Here is a 683-nt window from a genome sequence, read left to right on the forward strand (position 1 = left end):
GTGCGGCACTCGGGCCTTCGCTTTCTCACGCTCGGCATGGGGACGTACAACCTTGGCTACAACATCGCCTTCGCAATCCTGGTGCTCTTTGCCCAGGACGCTCTTGGCCTTCATGACCAGGGCTTCGGCATCCTGCTTGCGATGCTCGCGGTTGACGGCGCAGCGGGTGGCTGGCTCGGATCCCGGGTTCATCGGGTCCTGTCGGCCGCCTCGACGTACTCCCTGGCCCTGGCGGTGCAAGGTGTCGCCTGGCTCGCGGTCGTCGTGACGCAGAACGTGTATGCGTCCGGTGCTGCACTCGTCGTTGTGGGCCTCGCCTCGACCGTCGTAAGCGTGGTTGGTGGAACTGCTCGTCAGACCTTGCCCCCCGATCACATGCTCGGCCGGATCACGGCAGGCACGCGTGTTGTCGGGATCGGTGCCGCTGCGCTTGGCTCGGTGATCGGGGGAGCGGTGGCCGCAGCTGTACACCTCGACGCGGCCCTGCTCCTGGCCTGCGGCGTCCTGCTGGCTGGTGCCGTGGCGTTCTTGCCTGCGGCCGTCGCCCGCCGCGTCTGAGACTCCCTTCGAGCGAGTTCGGGCGTTGCCTTGACTCTCGCTATTCACTCGTGCATAGTCGTGGTTATGCAGTAGTGAATAGATCGCTACTCGGAACCAAGGAGATCAAGTCATGGCGATGAAGC

The 683-nt window shown here is 64.7% G+C and carries 1 protein-coding gene; it reads left to right on the top strand.

Annotation, left to right across the window (positions count from 1 at the left end):
* Window positions 1-558: MFS transporter (locus IEY81_RS23905; RefSeq protein ID WP_189121000.1), on the top strand; the 558-nt coding region annotated here is incomplete at its 5' end.
* Window positions 559-683: the final 125 nt, after the last annotated feature.

The organism is Nocardioides luteus (genome assembly GCF_014648595.1).
In the GTDB taxonomy this organism is placed as follows: domain Bacteria; phylum Actinomycetota; class Actinomycetes; order Propionibacteriales; family Nocardioidaceae; genus Nocardioides; species Nocardioides luteus.